Raw genomic sequence first — 22,142 nt, forward strand, 5'->3', positions numbered from 1 at the left:
CGCATGGCGCATACGCTCGCCGGCCGGCCGGAGACGGCGACCCAGGCGAAAGTCCTGAAGCTCCTGCGTGACGAGGGGCCGCTGTCGCGGGTCGAACTCGCCGACCGCCTCGGTGTCTCACGCACCACGATGGCCAGCGAAGTGGGCCGGCTGACCGAGCTCGCCCTGGCCGAGGGGGCCGGCCCGGCGGCCTCGCGTGGCGGCCGTCGCTCCACGCTCGTCGACCTCTCCTCCGACGTGCGCTTCGTCGGCATCGCCATCGGCGCGACGACGGTGTCGGTGGCGGTCACGGACGGCCGGCTGGCAGTGCTCGGCCAGCGCTCTGTCGACATGGACGTGCGGCAGGGGCCGGAGCCGGTGCTGGCTCGCGCCCTGGAGCTGACCCACAAGGTGCTGGCGGAGCAGGGCGTGACCCGGCCAGTGGGCGTAGGCGTCGGGGTGCCCGGGCCGGTGGACTTCCACGGCGGCATGCCGGTCTCACCGCCCATCATGCCCGGCTGGGACGGCTACCCGGTGCGCGACGCACTCGCCCGTGAACTGGGCTGCCCGGTGCTGCTGGACAACGACGTGAACGTGATGGCGCTGGGCGAGCAGCACTCCGGCGTCGCCAAGGCCGCCCGCGACTTCCTGTTCGTCAAGATCGGCACCGGGATCGGCTGCGGCATCGTCGTCGACGGCCAGTTGTACCGGGGCGTCGACGGCTGTGCCGGCGACATCGGGCACATCCGGGTCGAGGAGTTCGGCCCCACCTGCGCATGCGGCAACACCGGCTGCCTCGAGGCGTTCTTCGGCGGGGCCGCGATGGCCCGCGACGCGCTCGCGGCGGCCCGCGGCGGCCGGTCGCCGGCCCTCGCGGCCATACTGTCCGAGAAAGGCGAGCTGACCGGCGCCGACGTCGCCTCCGCCGTGGCCATGGGCGACCCGTACACCGTCCAGATGATCCGCGACGGCGGCCACCGCGTCGGCTGGGTCCTCGCCAGCCTGGTCTCGTTCTTCAACCCTGGCCTGATCGTCATCGGCGGACGGGTCGCCCGGCTCGGCCATCCGCTGCTGGCCGAGATCCGCGGCGTCGTGTACCGGCGCTCGCTGCCGCTGGCCACCGGCAACCTTCCGGTCGTCCTCAGCGAGATGGGCGACGACGCCGGCGTGGTCGGCGCCGCGGCACTGATCAGCGACGCGATCTTCGCCGCGCCCTGACGGCGTCTGCGCCGGGGCGTGGCCACCCCAGGCGTCCTCCCGGTGCCCCAGGCAAGCATCCCTGGTGAAGGGTGAGCACCCATGGTGGACGTGATCATTTGGGGCTTGGTCGCGGGCGACAAAGCGCGTTACTTACACCGTCAAGTTTCGAAAGTTTGACGGGAACTGTTGACCTTTGTTTCGTTTGAGGTCTAGCTTGCGTGATCAACGGCTGGCATCTTCCGGCCGCGATCTTCCTGCGCGTCGAACGGATCCGTGCCCGGAAAGGGGGGTGGCACGGCACGGCCTTCTGATCCCGCGCCCCCGTCATGTCCGCCGTAGCGGTCGATCGGCTCAATGAGGAGAACGACATGGCACGTCCCGAGATCAACAGGCGGCAGTTCCTGAGCGCCGTCGCCGGCACCACGATGGCGGTCACGGCCGCGGGCCTCGCGGCACCGGCGGTGGCCGGCGCGGCGAAGGGCATGCTCGTCCCGCCCGGCAAGATCGGTATCCAGCTGTTCACCATCCGCAACCTCGTCTCCTCCCTCGGCTTCCGGGTGGTCTTCGAGGAACTGGCCCGCATCGGCTACAAGAACATCGAGTTCGCCGGCTACACGTCGCCGGCCGAGCCGGGCATCACCGTGCAGCAGATCCGGCAGCTGCTCGACGACAACGGCCTCACCCCCATCGGCAGCCACGTCGGCCTGAACGCGTTCCGCAACAACCTGCAGCAGGAGTTGGACCGGGCGGAGATCCTCGGCCTGCCGTTCATCGGCACCGCGAACGAGCCGGTCAGCGCCGCGAACCGCACCGTCGCCGGCTACCAGGCCGCGGCCGCGGAGTTCAACGCGTTCGGCGCCGCCGCGCAGGCCCGCGGGATCCGCTGGTACCACCACAACCACCAGAACGAGTTCAGGTTCGCGAACGACGATCCGAACACGCGCCTCTACGACGTGCTGCTCGCGGAGACCGACCCGAAGCTGGTCTTCCTCGAGATGGACATCTACTGGGCCTACGTGGGCCAGCACATCGCGCCCGGCTTCGACCCGATCGACTACGTCGTCGACAACCGCCTGCGGTACCCGCTGTTCCATGCCAAGGACGGCCGGGAGTCGGCGTCCGCCAACGGCTACGACATCGTCGAGTTCGGTGCCGGGAGCATCGACTTCCAGCGCTTCTACAGCGCGATCGGGTCGCGCGGCCGGCACTACTCGCTGTGGGAGCAGGACAACGCGCCGAACACGCCGGCCGAGGCCGGCGGTGCGCTGGGCGCAGCGGAGCGCAGCTACGACGCTATCTACAGCCTTCGCGGCTGACCCGGCCGACACGAGAGGACGACGCGATGCGCCGTTTCGCCAGTATCGCCCTGGCCGCCCTGATGCCGGCCGCCGTGCTCGCCGCGGCCCTGCCCGCCAGCCTGTCCGCGTCAGCGCACCCCGGCCACGAGCACAGCGAAGCCGAGGAGACCGCCCGCGACTGGAACAACTACGAGAAGATCCTGCTCAGCAAGAACACCGGTGAACCGATCGATTTGGCGGTGCTGCCGGACTCCCGGGTGCTGCACACCGCCCGCAACGGTGACGTCCGGCTGACCGACCCCGCCACCGGCATCACCAGACTCATCAACACGATCGACGTCTATGCCAACTCCGAGGACGGTCTGCAGACCATCGCGATCGACCCGGACTTCGAGACCAACCAGTGGGTGTACCTCTTCTACGCACCTCGCGTCATGGAGGCGCCGTACCCGGAGACCACGCCGGCGGGCAACGCGCCGAACTCGCTGCCGGCCGGTGAGACCGACGCGTACTGGGACCGGTGGAAGGGCTACAACGTCCTCGCCCGCTTCAAGTGGGACGAGGCGACCGACTCGCTCGACCTGGCGACGAAGCAGGAGATCATCAAGGTCGAGGTGCAGCGTGGGCAGTGCTGCCACGTCGCCGGTGACCTCGCCTGGGACGCCGACGGCAATCTCTACATCTCCACCGGCGACAACACGCCGGCCGGCACCCCCGGTGCCAACGGCTATGCGCCCAACAACGACGCGCCGGGCATGAACCCGGGCTTCGACGCGCGCCGCGGCCCGGGCAACACCAACGACCTGCGCGGGAAGATCCTGCGGATCAACGTCGGCGAGGACGGGTCCTACACCGTCCCGGAGGGCAACCTGTTCGCGCCCGGCACGGAAGGCACCCGGCCGGAGATCTTCGTCATGGGTGTACGCAACCCGTTCCGCATCGACTACGACGTCGAGACCGGCTCGCTGGTCTGGGGCGACTACGGCCCGGACGCCGGCCAGCCGAACCCCGACCGCGGCCCGATGGGCTACGTCGAATGGCAGACCACCGGCGAGCCGATCAACGCCGGCTGGCCGTACTGCCACGGCCCGAACGCCAACTACAACGAGTGGGACTTCGCGACGGCGACGCCCGGCGCGTGGTTCGACTGCGACGCCGGCGCGGAGAACAACTCCCGCTGGAACACCGGCCTCGACGTGGTCCCACCGGCCACCGCGCCGCACCTGTACTACGGCGACAACGCCAGCCACCAGCCGTGGCCGGAGCTGACCGATCTCGGCGGCGGCGGCCAGGGCCCGATGGGCGGCCCGGTGTACCGCTACGACGCGGACAACCCGTCGCCGTCGAAGTTCCCGGAGCACTGGGACGGCAAGGCGTTCTTCGCGGAGTTCTCGCAGGACTACGTGGCAGCGTTCACGCTCGACCTGGCCACGAGCGGCCCGGTCACCGAGATCGTGGACTTCCTGCCGAACGCGCACCTGAACCACGTCGCCCAGCCGATCTGGGACAACGTCATGGACATGGAGTTCGGCCCGGACGGCTCGATGTACGTACTGGAGTACGGCGACGGCTTCTTCCGGCAGAACCCCGACGCCGGCCTGTACCGGGTCGACTATGCCGAGGGCAACAAGAGCCCGCAGGCGCGGTTCACGGCCGACCCCATCTCCAGCAGCGACGCGCCGCTGACGGTGCAGTTCGACGCGTCGGCGTCGTCCGATCCGGAGGGCGCGACGCTGACCTACGACTGGGACTTCGACGGTGACGGCTCGTTCGACGCCAGCGGTGTCACGGCCAGCCACACCTACACCGAGCTCGGTCAGTACAACGCGGCGCTGCGGGTCACCGACCCGTCCGGCAAGTTCGGCGTGCGCTCGACGCAGATCACGGTCGGCAACGTCGCACCCACGGTCACGCTGGACACCCCGGACGGCGGGTTCTTCGACTGGGGCCAGGCGGTGCCGGTGACAGTCTCCGTCGAGGACCCGGAGGACGGGAACACGCCGGTCTGCTCGCGGGTGCAGTGGGAGTTCGGGCTCGGGCACGACGAGCACGCGCATCCGCTGAGCTCGGGCTCGGGGAACTGCACGTTCGGCGTCCCGACGCCCGCCGATGCTCCGGAGCACGGTGAGACGGAGAACATCTACGGCGGGCTGGTCGTCGGCTACACCGACAACGGCCACCTCGGCGTGCCGCCGGCCCGGGGGGAGGCGTCGATCCTGCTGAACCCGAAGACGCAGCAGGCGGAGTGGTTCGACGACGCCGAGGGCGTCGAGATCGTCGACGACCCGGACGCCAACGGCCTGCGCAAGGTGACGTCGTTCGACGCCCGGGACTGGATCGCCTTCGACCCGGTCAACCTGGTGAACATCGACAGCATCGTGGCCCGCGCGTGGGGCCGGGGCACGCTGCACCTGCGGTGGGACGACCCGAAGGCGACGCCGTTCGCCACGTTCTCGTTCCGCAATCGCACCGGCTGGTTCGAGATCGAGCAGGCTCTCACCGACGCCCCGGAAGGCACCGGCCGGCTGTACCTCACGTCCACCAGCGGCTTCGACCTCGACGAGCTGCGGTTCGTCGGCGACGGCGTGGCCGACGTCACGGCACCGACGGTGAGCCACACGCTCAACCCGGCGGCACCGACCGGCGCCAACGGCTGGTACACCGGCAACGTGTCGGTCGCCGTCAACGCCACTGACAACGGCACTGTCGCCAGCCGGCAGCGTTCCACCGACGGCGGGGTCACCTGGGCCAACGCCAACAACCCGCTGACGGTCAGCGCCGAGGGCACCACCACGGTGCACTACCGGGCGACCGACAACGGTGGCAACGTGTCCGAGGTCGGCTCCGTCGCCGTCAAGATCGACAAAACCCCGCCGGCGGCGTCCGTCGGCGGCGTCGACGACGGGTCCAGCCATGCGGCCAGCGGCACGCTGACGCCGTCGTTCACCGGGACCGACGCGGTCTCCGGGATCGCCTCGGTGACCGGCACCCTGGACGGTGACCCGGTGGAGTCCGGCGCCGTCGTGGAGCTGTGGACGCTCGAGGTCGGCTCACACGAGCTGGTCGCGAGCGCCACGGACAACGCCGGGCATCACGGCAGCGCGACGGCGACGTTCACGGTGACGACGTCGCTGGCCGACCTGGCGGCGATCGTCGGCCACTACAGGCAGGCCGGGGTGCTGACGACGGCGGGGGACAGCCGGCTGCGGCTGCACCTGGACGCCGCCATCCGGCACGCCGGCGCGGGCCGCACGGACAGCGCTGTGCGGTCGCTGGCGCAGTTCGCCTCGACGGCTGCCAGCGCCACGTTCGTCACTGACCCGGCGGCGCGGGAGGTGCTCGGCTATCACACCGGTGTGGTGACCGACCAGCTCTCCGGCTGACAGCCTCGTCGGCCCAGTCCCGAAGTTGATCTTGGAGTAATGACATCAACCCGGACCCATATGTCCGATAGATGCCGCGCTTACTCCAAGATCAACTTCGGGGGCGAGGGCCGGCGGCGCCTTTTGCCGCTCAGTGGCCTGGATTACACCGTTGGTGGCGAAAGAGTTTCAAACGTCTTGACATAGAGGAAATGTGACGTTTATCTGAGGCCTTCCGAACTCGATCGGAGGGCAGCATGCGCAGAGCCGTAGGGATGACAGCCGGCGCGCTGGTCGCGTCCGTGCTCGTCGCCACGCCCGGAGCCGCGGCGCCGGGCACCGGTGGGACACCGGCATCGGAGCCACCGCCTGACTCCGCGTTCCAGAAGGTCACGCTCAACGACTCACCCGGCGAACCGATGGACCTCGCGGTCCTGCCGGACGGCCGGGTACTGCACACCACCCGGTTCGGCGAGGTGTGGCTGCACGACCCCGACACCCGGCTGAACACGCTGGCCGCGGAGCTCGACGTCTACGAGCACGACGAGGAGGGCTTGCAGAGCGTCGCCGTCGACCCCGGCTTCGGCACGGACAACCAGTGGGTCTACCTGTACTACTCGCCGCCACTGGACACCCCTGTCGACGACCCGAGCACCCCGGACGTCAACGAGGGCGACGCGCCGCTCTTCGGCGACCCAGCCGACTTCGAGCCGTTCGAAGGCGTGATCCGGCTGTCCCGGTTCGAGCTGGACGGCGACGAGCTCGACCTGGCAAGCGAGCAGGAGATCATCGACGTCCCGGTCGACCGCGGCATCTGCTGCCACGTCGGCGGCGACATCGTGTTCGACGACGCCGGCAACCTGTACCTCGGCACCGGCGACGACACCAACCCGTTCGAGTCCGACGGCTTCACCCCGATCGACGAGCGGCCCGACCGCAACCCCGCATTCGACGCCCAGCGCACCTCGGCCAACACCAACGACCTGCGCGGCAAGGTGCTGCGAATCACCGTCCAGGACGACGGCACGTACACCGTCCCCGACGGCAACCTGTTCGAGCCGGGCACCGAGGGAACCCGCCCGGAGATCTACGCCATGGGCTTGCGCAACCCGTTCCGGATCGAGATCGACCCGGGCACCGGCGACGTGTACGTGGGTGACTACTCACCCGACGCCGACACCGCCGACCCCGAGCGTGGCCCGGCCGGAGTCGGCAAGTGGACCGTCGTGCGGGAGCCGGCCAACTACGGCTGGCCGTACTGCGCCACGGCGGAGCTGCCCTACGTCGACTACGACTTCGCTACCGAGGCCTCCGGTGAGCCGTTCGACTGCGCCGCCCCGGTCAACGAGTCGCCGCACAACACCGGCCTGACCGAGCTGCCGGCGGTGACCCAGCCGGACGTCTGGTACTCCTACGGCCAGTCCGCGGAGTTCCCCGAACTGGGCACCGGCGGCATCGGCCCGATGGCCGGCCCGGTGTACGACTTCGACCCGCGCACCACGCGCGGCCGGGCGCCGGTGGCGTGGCCGGAGTACTACGACGGCGTGCGGTTGTTCTACGAGTGGACCCGCGACTACATCAAGGGCTTCCGCCTCGACGACGCCGGTCGGCTGGCATCCATCGAGGACGTCGTGTCCTCGGTCGTCACCGACAACCCAATGGACATGGAGTTCGGCCCGGACGGCGCGCTCTACGTCCTGGAGTACGGCGACGGCTTCTTCGCCGAGAACCCGGAGGCGCAGCTCGCCCGGATCGACTACATCGGCACGGACGGCAACCACACCCCGGTCCCGGTGGCGACGGCCGACGTCACCAACGGCGAGGCGCCGCTGACGGTCCAGTTCAGCAGTGAAGGCACCGCCGACGCCGACGGTGACCGGATGCGCTACGAGTGGGACTTCGACGCTGACGGCAGGGTCGACTCGCGCCTGCGGAACCCGTCGTTCACCTACGAGGAGAACGGCCTGTACCGAGCCACCCTCAAGGTCACCGACCTCGGCGGCCCGCACCGCGGCAAGACCGCGTCGGCGGAGGTCGAGATCGTGGTCGGCAACGTCGCGCCGGTGGTCGAGTTCGTCACCCCGTCCGACGGCGACACGTTCTCCTTCGGCGACGTCGTCGCGTTCGAGGTGCGGGTGACAGACGACCAGCCGGTCGACTGCTCCCGGGTGCAGGTGACCTACATCGTCGGCCACGACGACCACGGTCACCCGCAGACCACGGCGGCGGGCTGCACGGGCACCATCCAGACGACGCTGCCCGGCGGCCACGGCCCGGGGGACAACCTGCGCGGCGTCTTCAATGCCGCTTACACCGACCCAGGCGGTGACGGCCTGCCGCCGCTGTCCGGGAGCGCGGAGGTGGTGCTGGAGCCGGTCGGCTGACGCACGTTGATCATCAAGGGTTGACCCGGTCATGGCCGGGTCAACCCTTGACGATCAAGGGGTGGGGGCCGACGGCCAGGCGCGGGCGTTCGCGGCGAACTCCTCCGGGTCGCTGTGCACCGGGATGACGCAGAGCAGGTGCCCGCCCGGCGCCCGCAGCGTGTGGCAACCTTGCCAGCTCGCCACCTCCACGGCACCGAGCCCGGCCAGCCGGGAAACCTCGGCGGCGACCTCGTCGGTCTCGATGTCCAGGTGGTAGCGGGGCGCGTCGTCCACTGACTGCACCGCGGTCACCAGGCCGGGGATGGCGTCCTCGAGCACGGTGAACTGCGGCTCGCCGGGAGGGCTGTGGGTGGCGACACCCAGTGCGCCGGCCCAGAACCCGGTGGTGGCGGGCGCGTCCTCGCGGGGCACGTCGATGAGCAGGGTCGAGATCCGGCTGCGATGCATCGCCGCATCGTACTGAGAGGCGCTGACGCAGCTCACTTTGTCCAACTGGATGCGTAAGTAGCGCCGATGCCGGTTGGTCAGCGATCCCGCTCGGCAGGGTTTTGCGTGGTGCGTGGCCGAACTGTGACCTGGCGCCGGTGTCGCGTCATGTGCGCGGCGTGCCAGCCGGCCGCACCGCGCTGCGCCGCAGATGGGAAGCCGTTTCGGGGGCTATCGCCAGAATCGTCCGGCCATCCTGGCGCGACCCGCGAGGCATGGAGCCGCCTGACCGTCATCGTTGCGTCACCGCAAGAAACTCCGTCGTAACCCTTGACCGCCAGGCAGGCGGCTTCCTAGTTTGTTGTCTCATCCGACGAACACCGGTGATGCACGTCACGTGAGTTCACGGATTCTCAGCGCGGGCCGAGCCGACGAGAGGAGGCTGTCCATGAACGACGGGCTGCTTCCCGATCGCGGGCTCACTCCGGCCGACCAGGTCTTCCTGCGCCGGCACAACCTCGCCATGGTGTTGCGCGACCTGCGCGACGCCGGTCCGCGCTCGCGGGCGCGCATCGCCGCCGACACCGGCCTGAACAAGGCGACCGTCTCGAGCCTGGTGGCCGAGCTCGCCGAGCTGGGCCTGGTGCGCGACGGCGACGTCGAGCGCGTGGGCGGGGTGGGCCGGCCCGGCCAGACGGTCGAGATCGACGGCCGGGTCTGCGGGCTGGGCGCCGAGATCAACGTCGACTATGTCGCGGTCCTGGTGCTCGACCTGCGCGGCGAGCAGGTCCTCTACGAGCGCACCCCCCTCGACGTGCCGCGGCTCGGAGTGGAGAAGACGCTCGACGAGCTGGCCGCGGCCATCGCCGCCGCGGCCGGGAGGGCCCGGGAGCTCGGGCACGACATCGCGGGCATCACCGTCGGCATTCCCGGCATGGTGGAGACCGCCCCCGGGGTGTTGCGCCACGCGCCCAACGTCGGCTGGCGCGAGGTGCGCGTCGCCGACGAGCTGGCCACCCGGTTCGGCGGACCCGGCATCCCGATCCGGGTCGACAACGACGCCAACCTCAGCGCCCTGGCCGAATACACGATGGGAGCGTCGGCCGGCACCCCCGACCTCGTCTACGTCACCGGCGAGACCGGCGTCGGTGGCGGCGTCATCTCCGACGGTGTCCTGCTGCGCGGTACCGAAGGCTACGGCGGCGAGATCGGACACATGCCGATCGGCGACCCAGCGCATCCCTGCGGCTGCGGGAAGCTCGGCTGCTGGGAGACCTCGGTCGGGCTCGCGGCGCTGCTGCGGGAGGTGGCCGATCCCGCCGACTCGGTCACGGACCCGTCGGTGGACCTGGAAGTACGGCTGACGGAGATCCGCCGCCGCGCCTCCCTGGGCGACGGGCGCACGCTGCGCGGCCTGCAGGCCGTCGGCACCAGCCTCGGCCTGGGCGCGGCGATCCTGGTCAACCTGTTCAACCCGCGGGTCATCGCGCTCGGCGGCTACTTCGCGGTGCTGGGCGAGTTCCTGCTGCCGGCCATGGAGGCCGAGCTGGACAAGCGGGTGGTCGCGCCGGCGCGGGGCGGCTGCCGCATCGAGCTGTCGGCGCTCGGCTTCACCGCCGCCTGCCGCGGCGGAGCGCACGTCGCGCTGGAGGCGGTGCTCACCGATCCGGCGTCCGTGACGCTCTCCGCCGCCGACGCCGCCGCCGATGCCGCCGCCGTCCGGGCCAGCGGTCAGAACCGCGGCTCGACGGAACCGGCCGACCCCATTCCCAGCCAGCTACCGGGAGGTATGGCGTGAGCGACCCGTTGCTCCGGATGCACGGCATCGTCAAGGTCTTCCCCGGCGTCCGCGCCCTGGACGGCGTCGACCTCGAGGTCCGCCCCGGCGAGGTGCACTGCCTGCTGGGCCAGAACGGCGCCGGCAAATCCACCCTGATCAAGGTGCTGTCCGGCGCTCACCAGCCGGACGAAGGTCAGATCACCTGGCAGGGCGAGGAGATCCGGCTCACGACGCCGCAGGCGGCCATGAACCACGGCATCGCCACCATCTACCAGGAACTGGACCTCGTCGACGGTCTCAGCGTCGCCGAGAACATCTATCTCGGCCACGAACTCGCCGCCGCCGGGTTCTCCCGCCGCGGCGACACCCAGCGGGAGGCGGCGGCCCTGCTGGACCGGCTCGGGCACAGCGAGATCTCGCCGCGGCGTGAGGTCGGGAGGCTGTCCGCGGCGGGCAAGCAGATCGTGAGCATGGCCCGGGCGCTGTCGCACGACGTGAAGCTGATCGTCATGGACGAGCCGTCGGCGGTGCTCGACCAGGAGGAGGTCGGCCGGCTGTTCACGGTCATCCGCGACCTGACGGCCGACGGTGTCGCCGTCGTCTACATCTCGCACCGGCTGGAGGAGATCCGCCAGATCGGCGACCGGGTGACGGTTCTGAAGGACGGCCGCACGGTGGCCGCCGGGCTGTCCGCCCGGGACACCCCCACCCGCGAGCTGACCCGCCGGATGACCGGCCGCGACATCGAGTACGTCTTTCCTGAGCGGGTGTCCGGCGACGGCGACGGCGCGGTTGTCCTGTCGGTGCGTGACCTGGCGGCCTCCGGTGCGTTCAGCGGCGTCGACTTCGACGTGCGCGCCGGCGAGATCGTCGGGCTGGCCGGCCTGGTCGGTTCCGGCCGGTCGGAGATCCTGGAGACCATCTTCGGCATCCGCAAGGCCAGCAGCGGGACGGTGACGCTGAACGGCAAGCGGCTGCGCAACGGTTCGGTGGGCGCCGCGGTCGCCGGCGGCATCGGGTTGTCCCCCGAGGAGCGCAAGAGCCAGGGCCTGCTGCTCGATGAGGCGATCTACCGCAACGTCAGCCTGGCCACCATGGGCCGCTTCGCCCGCGGCGGCTTCATCAACCGCGCCACCGAGAAGCGCGCCGCCACCGAGCACATCACGTCGCTCGACGTCCGCCCACCCGACGTCGACCGCGCCGTCCGGACGCTGTCCGGCGGCAACCAGCAGAAGGTCGTGCTGGCGAGGTGGCTGCTGCGGGAGTGCCGGGTGCTGTTGCTGGACGAACCGACCCGCGGCGTCGACGTCGGTGCTCGCAGCGAGATCTACGCACTCATCCGGCGCCTCGCCGCCGACGGTGTCGGCATCGTCATTGTCAGCAGTGAGGTCCCCGAGGTGCTCGGCCTGGCCGACCGGGTCCTCGTCCTGCGGGATGGGCTCGTCGTGCACAGCGGCCCGGCCCACGAGATCGACGAGCACCGGGTCCTCGACCTGGTGATGGAAGGGAGCGCAGCGTGAGCGATCAGACTCCGGCCGCACCTGCGAGCGCGTCCGGGACACCGCCGGCGGACGAACACCGCCGTGTCGAGGCTGCCGCGGCGACTGAGGGCGACACCCGGTCGAGCTTCGGCCGGTTCATGAGCAGTTCGGCGGGCCGCAACTTCGGTCTCGTCATCGCCCTGCTGGTGCTGTGTGCCGTAGGTGTGGCCACCGCGGGCGACCGGTTCGCCAGCACCGACAACATGCTGACGATCCTGCGGCTGGCGGCGAGCGTCGGCGTGGTCAGCATCGGCATGACGTTCGTGATCATCGGCGGCGGTATCGACCTGTCCGTCGGCGCGATCGTCGCGCTCGCCTCGGTCTGGGCCACCACCCTGGCCACGCAACGGATGGCCGAGGACACCCACTGGATCATCATGGTGTTCACCGCCCTCGCGGTCGGCGTCGGCTGCGGATTGGTCAACGGGGTGCTCATCGCGTACGGGGGCATGGCGCCGTTCATCGTCACCCTGGCGATGCTGGCGGCCGCGCGCGGCCTGGCGGAGATCATCTCCGAGCGGCGTACGCAGATCATCGAGGTCCGGCCCCTGATCGACTTCGTCAACGGCGACTTCCTCGGCGTCCCGGTGCTGGTCTGGATCTTCGCCGTGGTCAGCGCGATCGGCTGGGTGCTGCTGAACCGCACCACGTTCGGCCGGCGCACTATCGCCGTCGGCGGCAACGCGACGGCAGCCCGCCTCGCCGGCATCGCGGTCAAGCGGCACACGATGATGCTCTACGCGCTGCTCGGCCTCGCCTGCGGCCTCGCCGCGGTCATGCTGATGGCTCGCACCACCACCGGCAGCTCGACCCACGGCTTTCTCTGGGAGCTGGACGCGATCGCCGCGGTGGTCATCGGCGGCACCCTGCTGTCGGGTGGCCGCGGCACCATCGTCGGCACCATCTTCGGCGTCCTGATCTTCATGACGCTGACCAACGTGTTCACCCTCAACAACCTGGACAGCTCCACCCAGGCCGTCGCGAAGGGCGCGATCATCGTGATCGCCGTGCTGCTGCAGCAGCGGGTGGCCGCGCGCAGCGATTCGTCGTAGGTCACGGCGGCCCGCGCGCCGGCCGCCTCGCCCCCAGCCGTAACCCCACCCGGACGCGGAGTCCGGACCGAACCGATCTCAAAGAGGAGAGACCCATGTCGGTAACCACGCATCGGCCGTTCCGCCGATGGCTGACGACGACGGCCGCGGTGTTCGCCGCCGCGGCGCTCGTGGTCGGCTGCACCAGCAACGAACCGGAGGAGGACCCGGACGCCGCGGGCGAGACCGGCGGCGGTGACGAGGCGCCGGCCGGCGGCAACGACGAGCCCGGTGAGACCGTCACCATCGGCTTCTCCGGCCCGCTGGCCGACCACGGCTGGCTGGCCGCCGTCAACGAGTCCGCCATCGCCGAGGCTGAACGCTACGAGGACATCGAGCTGCGCACCGCCGAGGCCACCAACGACGCCAGCCTGCAGATCAGCCAGATCGAGACGTTCATCAACGAGGGCGTCGACGCGATCGTGCTGCTCCCGACGGACGGCGCTCAGCTGACCGAGGTGGCGACCCGGGCCATGGACGCGGGCATCATCGTCGTCAACGTCGACCGTGAGTTCTCCAGCCCGTTCGCCGCCCGCACCACCATCCTGGGCGACAACTACGGCATGGGCGTCTCGGCCGGCACGTACGCCTGCGGGCTCATCGAGGACAACGGCATCGAGGACCCGGTGATCGCCGAGATCGCCGGCATCGACGCACTGCCGCTGACCCAGGACCGCTCGCAGGGCTTCGCCGACGCGCTGGACGCCTGCGGCCAGACCGTCGACAACCGCGTCGCGGCGGAGTTCACCGTCGAGTCCGGCGAGGAGCAGGCGTCGAACCTGCTGCAGGCGGCACCGCACATCGACATCGTGTGGAACCACGACGACGACCAGGGCGTCGGCGTGAAGCAGGCCTTCGACAACGCCGGCCGGGACGAGTTCTTCTTCATCGGCGGCGCCGGGTCGGCCAACGCGATGCGGTGGATCCAGGACGGCGAGATGGAAGCGACGGTGCTCTACCCGCCAACGCAGGCGGCCGACGGTATCCGCCTGGCCCGGCTGCTTGCGCAGAACAAGGGCATGTCGGACCTGGTCCAGGTGGAGGTGCCGCGGCGCATCGTGCTCAACGCGCCGGTCGTCAACGCCGACAACGTCGACGACTACATGCACCTGGGCTTCGAATCCTGATCGGTGCGCCGGGAGGGGGCCGAACGGGCCTCCTCCCGGCGCCGTGCAGGGCCGATCAAGACAGGGGGGTGTTGGACGTGAACGAATCGACCTGTCGACAAGGCTCTGAGGGCCGCCCGGCCGGTGGCGTCGGCCAGCCGGAGGCTCAGACACTCAATGGAAGGCACGCAGATGACGGATGACGGCAAGCCGACACTCGGTATCGGCATGGTGGGCTACTCGTTCATGGGGGCAGCCCACTCCCAGGCATGGCGCAACGCGCCCAGCTTCTTCGACGTACCTGTCGTTCCGGTACTGAGAGCGCTGGGCGGGCGGAATGCCGAGGCGGCCGGCGAGGTCGCCAGCCGCTTCGGCTGGGAGAGTGTCGAGACGGACTGGCGGCAGCTCGTCGCCCGCGACGACGTCGGCCTGGTCGACGTGTGCACGCCGGGGGACACCCATGCCGAGATCGCGATCGCGGCGTTGGAAGCCGGCAAGCACGTGTTGTGCGAGAAGCCGCTGGCCAACAGCGTCGAGGAAGCCGAGGCGATGGTCGCGGCCGCGGAGAAGGCCGCCGAGTCCGGGGTGCGCAGCCTGGTCGGCTTCACCTACCGGCGGGTGCCGGCCATCGCGCTGGCCCGCCGGCTGGTCGCCGACGGGCGGATCGGCCGCATCTACCACGTGCGGGCCCAGTACCTGCAGGACTGGATCTCCGACCCGGAGGCGCCGCTGTCGTGGCGGCTGCAGAAGGACCGGGCCGGCTCCGGCGCGCTGGGCGACATCGGCGCGCACATCGTGGACTTGACCCAGCACATCACCGGTGAGCGGATCACCGGGGTCAGCGCCATGCTGGAGACGTTCGTGAAGGAGCGGCCGCTGCCGTCGTCCTCCAGCGGTCTGTCCGGCACGGTCAGCGAGGGTGGCCAGCGGGGGCCAGTCACCGTCGACGACGCCGCGGTCTTCCTGGCTCGCTTCACCGGTGGGGCGCTGGCGACCTTCGAGGCGACCAGGTTCGCGTCCGGCCGCAAGAACGCCATCCGCATCGAGATCAACGGGTCGAAGGGCAGCCTCGCGTTCGACTTCGAGGACATGAACGTCCTGCACGTCCACGACCACACCGTGGATCCGGGCCTCGGCGGGTTCAGGCGGGTGCTGGTCACCGAGCCCAGCCATCCGTACGTCGAGGGCTGGTGGCCGCCCGGTCACCTGCTCGGCTACGAGCACGCCTTCACCCACCAGGCCGTCGACCTGTTGACCGCGATCGCCGCGGGCACCGACCCGGCGCCGTCGTTCGCCGACGGCCTGGGTGTCCAGCGCGTGCTGGCCGCCGTCGAGCGGAGCGCGGCAGCGAACAGCACCTGGACGGAGGTGCCGGGCACATAACTCGCACTTCTGGAGGCTTGTGCACCCTACGGGCCAGGGGGAAGGGTGCATAAGTCTCCAGAAGTGGCCGAACCAGACAGCAACCCAGAGCGCGCGTCCCGTTTCCCGACAGTCGAAGGAGACTGTGGTGAGTCATCCCGCGCAACGCGTCCGCCATGCGGCGAGGCGGCTGTTGGCCGCCGGCTTAGCGGCCCTCGTCTCGGCGCCGCTGGTCATGAGCGCGACCGCCGCTCCGGCCGCGGCGCATCCCGGCCACGGCGGCTATTCGGTCCTGGTGTTCTCCAAGACCGCTGGGTTCCGGCACGACTCGATCCCGGCCGGTATCGCGGCCATCGAGCAGCTCGGTGCCGAACATGACTTCGACGTCACCGCGACGGAGGACGCCGCGGCGTTCACCGACGAGAACCTCGCCCAGTACGACGTCGTCGTCTGGCTGTCAACCACCGGTGACGTCCTCAACGGCGACCAGCAGGCCGCGTTCGAGCGGTACATCCAGGCCGGCGGCGGGTACGCGGGCATCCACTCCGCGTCCGACACCGAGTACGACTGGCCCTGGTACGGCGAGCTGGTGGGCGCCTACTTCGCCAGCCACCCGGCCAACCAGACCGCGACCGTCAAGGTGGAGGACCCGGCGCACCCGTCGACCGATCACCTCGACCCGCTCTGGACCCGCTACGACGAGTGGTACAACTACCGGTCCAACCCGCGCGGCGACGTGCATGTGCTGACCTCCCTGGACGAGTCGTCGTACTCGCCGGGCGGCGGTGCGATGGGACACGACCACCCGATCACCTGGTGCCAGGACTACGACGGCGGCCGCTCCTGGTACACCGGGCTCGGGCACACCCAGGAGTCCTACAGCGAGCCGGAGTTCCTCGAGCTCGTCCTCGGCGGCCTGGAGACGGCGGCCGGTGTCACCCCCGCCGACTGCTCGGCCAGCGTGCCGGGCAGCTTCGAGAAGGTCACCCTCGACGACACCACCAGCAACCCGATGGAACTGGACGTCGCCGACGACGGCCGCGTCTTCTACGTCGACCGGAATGGCCTCGTCCGCCTGATACGTCAAGACGGCTCGGCCACCACGGTCGGGACGCTCAGCGTGTACACCGGCCAGGAATTCGGCCTCATGGGCATCGCCCTGGACCCGGACTTCACCACCAACAACTGGATGTACCTCACCTACGCGCCGGCCGGCGGTGAGGCCGTCGACAGGGTGTCGCGGTTCACGCTGAACGGCGAGACGCTGGACCTTGCCAGCGAGACGGTGATCATCGAGTACCCGACCAACCGGGTCCAGTGCTGCCACGCGGGTGGGGCGCTGGAGTTCGACAACGACGGCAACCTCTACATCGCCACCGGCGACAACACGAACCCGTTCGCCTCCGACGGCTACGCCCCGATCGACGAGCGCCCCGACCGCGCGCTCTGGGATGCCCAGCGCACCTCCGCCAACACCGACAGCCTGAGTGGCAAGGTGCTGCGCATCACCCCGTCCGACGGCGGCGGCTACACCGTCCCCGACGGCAATCTGTTCCCGCCCGGCACGGCGCAGACCAGGCCGGAGATCTTCGCGATGGGCTTCCGCAACCCGTTCCGGATCGGCCTGGACCCGGCCACGAACACGCTCATGGTCGCCGACTACGGGCCGGACGCCGGCAGCGCGAACCCCAGCCGCGGCCCGGACGGCCGGGTGGAGTGGAACATCGTCGACGAGCCCGGCTTCTACGGCTGGCCGTACTGCGTCGGCAACAACACGCCCTACATCGACTACGACTTCGCCACCGGCCAGTCCGGGGCGGCGTTCGACTGCGCCGCGCCGGTCAACGACTCGCCGAACAACACCGGCCTGACCCAGCTGCCCGCCGCCGTCGAGGCGGAGGTCTGGTACGGCTACTCGACCAACCCGCTGTACCCCGAGATCGGCGGCGGCGGCGCCCCGATGGCCGGGGGCGTGTACCGGTACGACCCGCAGCTGGTGTCGGACCGCAAGTGGCCGGCGTACTGGGACGGCAAGGCCGTCTTCGGCGAGTGGAACCAAGGCAACCTGTACTCCTTCCAGCTCGACGAGGCCGGCACCGCGGTCACCGACATCAACGCGCTCTTCCCGGACTGGGCGTTCGCGCGGCCACACGCCATGCAGTGGGGCCCGGACGGCGCGCTGTACCTGATCGAGTGGGGCAGCGGTTTCGGCGGCGACAACGCCGACTCCGGCGTCTACCGCATCGACTACGTGCAAGGAACCCGGGCGCCGGTGGCACGGATCGCCGCGGACCCGCTGAACGGCCCGGTGCCGCTGGAGGTCACCTTCGACGGGTCGGCGTCCATCGACCCCGAGGGCGGGCCCATCACCTACGCCTGGGACTTCGACGGAGACGGCACCACGGACAGTACTGATCAAGAGGCCACCCACACCTACACCGAGGCCGGCGACTACACCGTCGCGCTCACGGTCACCGACGCCGACGACCTCGCCGACGTCGCCAACGTGGAGATCGTGGCCGGCAACACCGCGCCGGAGATCTCCGTGGCGTGGCCGCCGAACGGCGGGTTCTTCGACTTCGGCGACACCATCGCCTACGACGTCGGCGTCACCGATGCCGAGGACGGCGCGGGTGAGTGCCCGCGGGTCGTCACCCAGCCGGCGCTGGGCCACGACGACCACTCGCACGGCTACGAGCAGTACTTCGGCTGCACCGGGGTGTTCCCGCTGCCCGGCGACGCCGGCCACATCGGCGCGAACATCTTCGGCACCGTCTCGGTCACCTACACCGACGACGGCGCCCCGGGGGTCAGCCCGCTGACCAGCCAGGAGGTGCTGGTCCTGCAGCCCAAGCGGCGCGAGGCCGAGCACTTCGACAGCACCGGGCGGCTGACCGGCTCCACGTCCGGCGGCGACCCCGGTGTGCAGGTGGAGACCACCGGCGACGACCTCGGCGGCGGCCAGAACATCGGCTGGATCGAGCCGGGGGACTGGTGGGCGTGGGACCCGATGAACCTCACGAACATCGACGCCGTCACCCTGCGGGCGGCCACCCCGTCCGGCCCGTCGACGGTGGAGGTGCGCACGGGAGCCCCGGACGGCCCGACGGTGGCCACCATCACCGTCGAGCCCACCGGCGACTGGCAGCAGTACGACGACTTCACCGGCGAGGTCAGCGGCGACACCGCCGGCGACAGCGGCCCGCTGTACTTCGTCAACGTGTCAGGCCAGCTCAACGTCAACTGGATCGACTTCGACGGCAAGGGCGTCACCGAGAACGAACGGCCCGACGTCGAGGTCACCGCGACGCCCACCAGCGGCACCGCGCCGCTCGACGTCGCATTCGAGGCGACCGCCACCGACCCGGAGGGCGACCTGCCGCTGACCTACGAGTGGGTCTTCGGCGACGGCGGCACCGCCACCGGCGCGACTGCGGCGCACACCTACACCGAGGCCGGCACGTACGACGCCCGGGTGACGGTGACCGACGCCCGCGGCGCCGCGGCCACCGAGCATGTCGCCATCGACGTCGACGCCGACGTCTCCGAACCGCCGGTCTGCCTGGCCGGCCGGTCCGACGGCTTCGACGGCGACGCCCTGGACCGCGACCGCTGGACCACGGTGGTCCGGGAGAACCAGGAGCTGACCGTGGCCGACGGACACCTCGTCCTGCCGGCGACGAGCACCGACATCTACGGCACCAACAACACCGACACGCCCAACATCGTCCTGCAGGACCTGCCGGACGGTCCGTTCACGGCGACGGCGAAGCTGACCATGCAGGCCTACCGCGCCTACCAGCAGGCAGGTCTGATCATCTACGGCGACGACGACAACTACGCCAAGATGGTGTTGCAGGGCCGCGACACCGCAGCCAGCAACCCGGCGGCCCGGATCTTCCAGTTCATCCGGGAGGAGAACGGCGCGCCGAACGAGGTCGGCGAGAGCAACACGGCCAACCTCGGCGCCGGCTACCCGGACACCGTCTGGGTCCGCTACATCAGCGACGGCAGCACGCTGCGGGCCGCGTACAGCGCCGACGGCGTGACCTTCGCCGAGATGCCGCAGACGAAGAGCCTGGCCGGCATCGACAACCCGAAGATCGGCCTGGTGGCGCTGTCCGGCTCCGGGCAACCGGTCACGGAGGTCCGGTTCGACTCGTTCCACATCACCCCCGACGACACCGCCCCCGTACCGGAGCCGGACGACGAGTTCGACGGCGCGGCGCTGGACGGCTGCCGCTGGACGGTGCTGCGACCCGACGAGGCGGCGCTGCGCGTGGCCGGCGGGCAGCTGGAGATCGACACCAGCGACGGCGACATCTACACCGGCGACACCGACCCGGCGCCGTCGAACTTCGTGCTGCAGCCGGCGCCGGACGGCGACGAGTGGACCATCGAGACGGTGGTCGACGGGTCGCTCTTCGACGAGCAGTACCAGCAGGGCGGCCTGATCGTCTACGAGAACGGCGACACCTACGTCAAGCTCGACCTCGTCACGGACAACCAGGCCGGCCAGCCGGTGACCCGCCGCATCGAGCTGCGCAGCGAGGTCGATGCCGTCATCCAGAACCCGCAACCCCAGGTCACCGAGCTGACACAGGGGGCCTGGCATCTGCGGCTGACCCGGTCCGGCGAAACGTACGCCGGTTCGTACAGCGCCGACGGCGAGACCTGGACGCCGCTGGCCGAGCCCGTCACCAACGCCGCCCTGTCCGAGGGCGACGTGCGGGTGGGCCTGTTCGCTCTCGGAGCGGCGCAGGGCGCGTCGAAGACGGCCCGGTTCGACCACTTCCGGGTCGACAGTGGCGCGCCCGCCTGCGAGCCGACGGTGTCGGAGGAGGGCTACACCAGCCTGTTCGACGGCACCGCGGCCAGCCTGGACGGCTGGGGGATGGCCGGTCCCGGCGGGTTCGCGCTCACCGAGGACTGCGCCCTGCTGTCCGAGGGCGGCATGGGGCTGTACTGGTATCAGGCTGACTCGTTCGAGGACTACAGCCTGAAGTTGGACTGGATGATGCCGGGGGATGACAACTCCGGTGTGTTCGTCGGGTTCCCGGATCCGGGTGAGGACCCGTGGGTGGCGGTCGAGCAGGGTCATGAGATCCAGATCGATGCCACGGATGCTGCGGACCGGACGACGGGTGCGGTGTATGCGTTCCAGTCGGCGGATATCGCGGCGCGTGATGCGGCGTTGAATCCGCCGGGGGAGTGGAACGAGTTCGAGATCGTCGTGCAGGGTAACCGGATCCGGGTTTACCTGAACGGTGCATTGATCAACGATTACACCGATACTGATCCGAATCGGATGAACCAGCCGAGTTTCGTCGGTATCCAGAACCACGGCAACGGCGACGACGTGTACTTCCGCGACATCCGCATCGCCGAGCTCGTCGACGAGACGGCGCCGACGGTCGAGCTCACCCTCGACCCGGCGGAGCCGACCGGCCAGAACGGCTGGTGGACCGGCCCGGTGAGCGTGTCGGCGGTGGGCACCGACGACGGCGGCGAGGTCACCCTGGAGTCCCGGCTCGACGGCGGCGACTGGGAACCGTATACCGGTGCGGTCGTGGTGGACGCCGACGGCGAGCACGTCGTCGAGGTCCGGGGCACCGACCCGGCCGGCAATGTGTCCGAACCGGTCGCGGCGACCGTCCGCAAGGACGCCACCGCGCCCGTCACGACGGCCACGACGTCCGGCTCGGCGCCGGTGTCGGTCACGCTCGCCGCCACGGACGAACACGCCGGCATGACGGCCACCGACTGGTCACTCGACGACGGCGACTGGACCCCGTACGACGGCCCGGTCGAGGTCAGCGGCGACGGCGAGCACGAGCTGCGGTACCGCTCCACCGACGCCGCCGGCAACGTCGAGGACGTCAAGGCGGTGACCGTCACCGTCGACGGCTCCGCACCGGTGCTCGTCGTCAGCGGCATCGCACACGGCCAGCTGTACGGCGACAGCCAGGACCTGACCGTGACCTGGACGGCCACCGACAACGGCCCGGTCACCGTGACCGCGGAGCTCGACGGCGAGCCGATCTCGTCCGGGACGGTGCTCGCGCTGCACGCCGTCCCGCTGGGTCTGCACGAACTGCAGGTCACGGCCACCGACGCGGCCGGCAACAGCACCACGCAACGGATCACGTTCTTCGTCACCACGTCGTTCGCCGACATGGAACTGCTCATCACGCGGTTCGAGGACGACGGGCTGCTGGACAAGCGGCTGGCGAAGGACCTGCAGAAGGCCCTGGGCACGGCCCACCGGCAGGACGCCATGGGCCGGGACGAACGGGCCGTGCGGGCCCTGGAGTCCTTCAAGGACATCGTGACCGACCGGGTCGCGGACGTGGGCGTGCGCGCCACGCTCCTGCGCGACGCCGACGCGATGATCCTGCGCCTGGGCGGCACCCCCTCGGGTTCCGCCGGGTAACCGCCACCACCCACCACCCCACGAGGAGACGTCACCATGAGAGTTCAGCACCCATCCGGTGCAAGACGCCGGATCGGACCCCGCGACCAGGGCACCTCGGCCCTGCCCCGGTTCGACGGGCCGGGCTCTCATGGTCGGCGGGGAGCCGGCGACAGCCGGCTCTCGGCCCCGGTGCCG

Annotated in this window: 11 protein-coding genes; 10 read left to right on the forward strand and 1 reads right to left on the reverse strand. The window is 70.3% G+C overall.

Annotation, left to right across the window (positions count from 1 at the left end):
* The first annotated feature begins 3 nt into the window (after positions 1-3).
* From JIAGA_RS0117680 to JIAGA_RS0117700, 4 genes are all read left to right on the forward strand, one after another.
* Entirely contained in the window at positions 4-1,197 is a 1,194-nt protein-coding gene (locus tag JIAGA_RS0117680) for an ROK family transcriptional regulator (RefSeq protein ID WP_026876697.1), read from the forward strand.
* A gap of 350 nt (positions 1,198-1,547) precedes the next feature.
* Positions 1,548-2,495, forward strand: coding sequence for a sugar phosphate isomerase/epimerase family protein (locus JIAGA_RS0117690; protein WP_026876698.1), 948 nt, complete (start codon positions 1,548-1,550; stop codon positions 2,493-2,495).
* A gap of 26 nt (positions 2,496-2,521) precedes the next feature.
* A complete protein-coding gene (locus tag JIAGA_RS30565) occupies positions 2,522-5,860 on the forward strand; it encodes a PQQ-dependent sugar dehydrogenase (RefSeq protein ID WP_051426223.1) in 3,339 nt (1,112 codons plus the stop codon).
* 236 nt (positions 5,861-6,096) lie between these two features.
* Complete coding sequence (locus tag JIAGA_RS0117700; RefSeq protein ID WP_035812660.1) at positions 6,097-8,223, forward strand: PQQ-dependent sugar dehydrogenase; 2,127 nt, start codon at positions 6,097-6,099, stop codon at positions 8,221-8,223.
* A 54-nt stretch (positions 8,224-8,277) separates the two neighbouring features.
* On the opposite strand, the gene JIAGA_RS0117705 is transcribed toward JIAGA_RS0117700, so the two are convergent.
* Positions 8,278-8,673 carry a VOC family protein gene (locus JIAGA_RS0117705; RefSeq protein ID WP_026876700.1) on the reverse strand — a complete coding sequence of 132 codons (396 nt, stop codon included), beginning with the start codon at positions 8,671-8,673 and terminating at the stop codon, positions 8,278-8,280.
* A 427-nt stretch (positions 8,674-9,100) separates the two neighbouring features.
* On the opposite strand from JIAGA_RS0117705, the gene JIAGA_RS30570 reads away from it, so the two are divergent.
* From JIAGA_RS30570 to JIAGA_RS33950, 6 genes are all read left to right on the forward strand, one after another.
* The gene (locus JIAGA_RS30570; RefSeq protein ID WP_084469764.1) at positions 9,101-10,450 is read left to right on the forward strand and encodes an ROK family transcriptional regulator; all 1,350 of its coding nucleotides are present in this window, start codon (positions 9,101-9,103) and stop codon (positions 10,448-10,450) included.
* 17 nt (positions 10,451-10,467) lie between these two features.
* On the forward strand, positions 10,468-11,952 hold the full coding sequence (locus JIAGA_RS0117715; protein ID WP_026876701.1) for an ATP-binding cassette domain-containing protein: 1,485 nt from the start codon (positions 10,468-10,470) through the stop codon (positions 11,950-11,952).
* Positions 11,949-13,025 carry an ABC transporter permease gene (locus JIAGA_RS0117720; RefSeq protein ID WP_026876702.1) on the forward strand — a complete coding sequence of 359 codons (1,077 nt, stop codon included), beginning with the start codon at positions 11,949-11,951 and terminating at the stop codon, positions 13,023-13,025. Before JIAGA_RS0117715 ends, JIAGA_RS0117720 begins: the two co-directional genes overlap by 4 nt.
* Positions 13,026-13,120: 95 nt before the next feature.
* Positions 13,121-14,191, forward strand: a complete 1,071-nt coding sequence (locus tag JIAGA_RS0117725) for a substrate-binding domain-containing protein (protein WP_026876703.1) — start codon at positions 13,121-13,123, stop codon at positions 14,189-14,191.
* Between the two features lie 171 nt (positions 14,192-14,362).
* A complete protein-coding gene (locus JIAGA_RS0117730) occupies positions 14,363-15,553 on the forward strand; it encodes a Gfo/Idh/MocA family protein (RefSeq protein ID WP_026876704.1) in 1,191 nt (396 codons plus the stop codon).
* Positions 15,554-15,767: 214 nt separating this feature from the next.
* On the forward strand, positions 15,768-21,965 hold the full coding sequence (locus JIAGA_RS33950; protein WP_084469765.1) for a ThuA domain-containing protein: 6,198 nt from the start codon (positions 15,768-15,770) through the stop codon (positions 21,963-21,965).
* Positions 21,966-22,142 lie beyond the last annotated feature (177 nt).

The organism is Jiangella gansuensis DSM 44835 (genome assembly GCF_000515395.1).
In the GTDB taxonomy this organism is placed as follows: domain Bacteria; phylum Actinomycetota; class Actinomycetes; order Jiangellales; family Jiangellaceae; genus Jiangella; species Jiangella gansuensis.

What these genes read in the sequence shown, in the direction of transcription:
- JIAGA_RS0117725 (WP_026876703.1), top strand. Translation starts at nt 13,121, where the DNA reads ATGTCGGTAACCACGCATCGGCCGTTCCGCCGATGGCTGACGACGACG.
- JIAGA_RS0117690 (WP_026876698.1), top strand. Translation starts at nt 1,548, where the DNA reads ATGGCACGTCCCGAGATCAACAGGCGGCAGTTCCTGAGCGCCGTCGCC.
- JIAGA_RS30570 (WP_084469764.1), top strand. Translation starts at nt 9,101, where the DNA reads ATGAACGACGGGCTGCTTCCCGATCGCGGGCTCACTCCGGCCGACCAG.
- JIAGA_RS30565 (WP_051426223.1), top strand. Translation starts at nt 2,522, where the DNA reads ATGCGCCGTTTCGCCAGTATCGCCCTGGCCGCCCTGATGCCGGCCGCC.
- JIAGA_RS0117700 (WP_035812660.1), top strand. Translation starts at nt 6,097, where the DNA reads ATGCGCAGAGCCGTAGGGATGACAGCCGGCGCGCTGGTCGCGTCCGTG.
- JIAGA_RS0117705 (WP_026876700.1), bottom strand. Translation starts at nt 8,673, where the DNA reads ATGCATCGCAGCCGGATCTCGACCCTGCTCATCGACGTGCCCCGCGAG.
- JIAGA_RS0117730 (WP_026876704.1), top strand. Translation starts at nt 14,363, where the DNA reads ATGACGGATGACGGCAAGCCGACACTCGGTATCGGCATGGTGGGCTAC.
- JIAGA_RS0117680 (WP_026876697.1), top strand. Translation starts at nt 4, where the DNA reads ATGGCGCATACGCTCGCCGGCCGGCCGGAGACGGCGACCCAGGCGAAA.
- JIAGA_RS0117715 (WP_026876701.1), top strand. Translation starts at nt 10,468, where the DNA reads ATGCACGGCATCGTCAAGGTCTTCCCCGGCGTCCGCGCCCTGGACGGC.
- JIAGA_RS33950 (WP_084469765.1), top strand. Translation starts at nt 15,768, where the DNA reads ATGAGCGCGACCGCCGCTCCGGCCGCGGCGCATCCCGGCCACGGCGGC.